This is a genomic window from Acinetobacter sp. YH12049, assembly GCF_013419875.1.
GTDB lineage: Bacteria > Pseudomonadota > Gammaproteobacteria > Pseudomonadales > Moraxellaceae > Acinetobacter > Acinetobacter amyesii.
Genome location: NZ_VOZH01000101.1, coordinates 1 through 1,939 on the forward strand (window position 1 = coordinate 1; position 1,939 = coordinate 1,939).

Here is a 1,939-nt window from a genome sequence, read left to right on the forward strand (position 1 = left end):
GCTGCGTCGGAGTAGGTTTGATTTCGCCCTTGTTTGCCTTTTGATGGCGCATACCATTGCGTAGCAGGATCAAACCAAATGGCAATATTTCCGCGACTCATGAGTGCTCGGTTATATGCGGGCCAATGGGTTGTGCGGTAGATTTTGTGTGTAGGCTTCTTCATTTGAAAATTATATCGCTGAAAAAGCCTTTACAGATAGGTTTGTGCAACAAAGCCTCTACAAGGTATACTTCAAGTACATGTAAAACCATAATAAAGTAGAAAATTTAATTAAAATCCAATAAGATCAGCATATACTTAAAATCAATCTAAATTGTGATTTGCCAAGCAACATAAAATAAATTTAAATACTATTTTATTTCAACTTAATTACCCTGTATTTTCCATAGTATTGATCATTATCTTTAAAACGCTTATATCCATATACTAATATTACAAAAGACATGCTAAAAATATATCCACCATAAAATCGATTCCATTACAGAAAAAATCTAATCCCAATTATTTAATCTTGGATAAAGCTATTTCTAATCCTTGTTCATATGCCTTTTTAAAATATTTTTGCGATCTTTCTTCATCTAGTCGGTTATATTTCTTCATTGAATAGATCATTCCTAAATTATAAGAGGCTTGCGCATCTCCCATATCACTTGACTTTTTGAAATATTTAATAGATTTTTCAATATCTTGCTTAACACCAATACCACTTTCCAAATTTATAGCAAAATTTAAATTTGCTTCAGGATTTCCTAAGTTAGCAGCTTTCTCCCAATAACTACTACACTTAGTATAATCTTGTGTAACAGCTTTACCATCACAATACGTTAATCCGAGTAAAAATAGTGATCTAGCATCGTTCTTACTAGCAGCAAACTCTAAATATTTAATAGCGTCTACAATATTTCCTTCTTCAATATATATTTCCCCAATTGACCCCATAGCATCGACATGATTTAATTTCGCCGCTTTTAGATAATAATCTTTCGCTTTTTCAATATTCTTCCCAACTCCTCGACCTACATAATAGTTTGTACCAGTATTATACATTGCTGAGACACTACCATTATCAGCTGATTTTTTAGCCCATTCAAATGATTTTTTAGAATCATAATCGCCATCTAAAGCCCTAATATAAATATCACTTAAAATAAACTGTGCATCACTATTACCTTCATTCGCTAATTTTTCATAAATAGGCTTAATATCTTTATAATACTTTTTCTTTTCATCAGAGTCCAAATGGGAGTTTTCAGCCTCTGCCCTTAATTTCTCAACCTGCTCAAATGTCATATTAATATTATTTGATTGATTTGATGCATTACAAGCACCAACCAAAAAACTTAACATCAAACATAATAATAGCTTTTTATTCAGCATTTTAAGATTACCTTTTAGAAACTTAATTGGTTAAAAATATTATTTATATTTACATTGTTTGGCGGAATATGTGCATGTGTTTTGGGATCATATTTGGGTATATTTTCAAGATTTACCGTAGACCTTGGTTTAGCTACCGGTGGAGCAGGAACATCTATACATCGACCACCAATCCCATTACAAATCGGTCCACGTTCATCATTTACAGAACAATATTCTTTTTTAAAAGAGGATAAATTGTAAGCGTCCGCTGAATCCCATACCTATTTTTTAATTCGATTTAGGTTTCCAGCAGTGCGGCAGCAATTCTTCAATTTGGGTCACTTTGTGTGTCGGTAACCTTTTCAGCACATCACTTAAATAGGCATACGGATCCAAGCCATTCAGCTTTGCTGACTGGATTAACGTCATGATGTTTGCCGCTCGCTGACCACTGCGCAGCGAACCTGCAAACAGCCAGTTCTTGCGCCCCAACGCCCAAGGTCGCATTTGATTCTCGACCCAATTATTGCAAATAGGTAGATTGCCATCATCCAGATAGCGGCTTAAAGCTGGCCAAC

At 34.3% G+C, this 1,939-nt stretch carries 2 protein-coding genes and 1 pseudogene; all 3 read right to left on the bottom strand.

All coding sequences use genetic code 11. The annotated features are described in order from the left end of the window. Positions 1–164, bottom strand: a pseudogene (locus tag FTU05_RS17600) (IS5/IS1182 family transposase); the annotation flags it as partial. Positions 165–503: 339 nt separating this feature from the next. Then, the gene (locus FTU05_RS17605; protein ID WP_180166208.1) at positions 504–1,379 is read right to left on the bottom strand and encodes a tetratricopeptide repeat protein; all 876 of its coding nucleotides are present in this window, start codon (positions 1,377–1,379) and stop codon (positions 504–506) included. Positions 1,380–1,649: 270 nt separating this feature from the next. After that, a partial coding sequence (locus tag FTU05_RS17610) for a transposase domain-containing protein (protein WP_031969958.1) occupies positions 1,650–1,939 on the bottom strand: 290 nt, incomplete at its 5' end.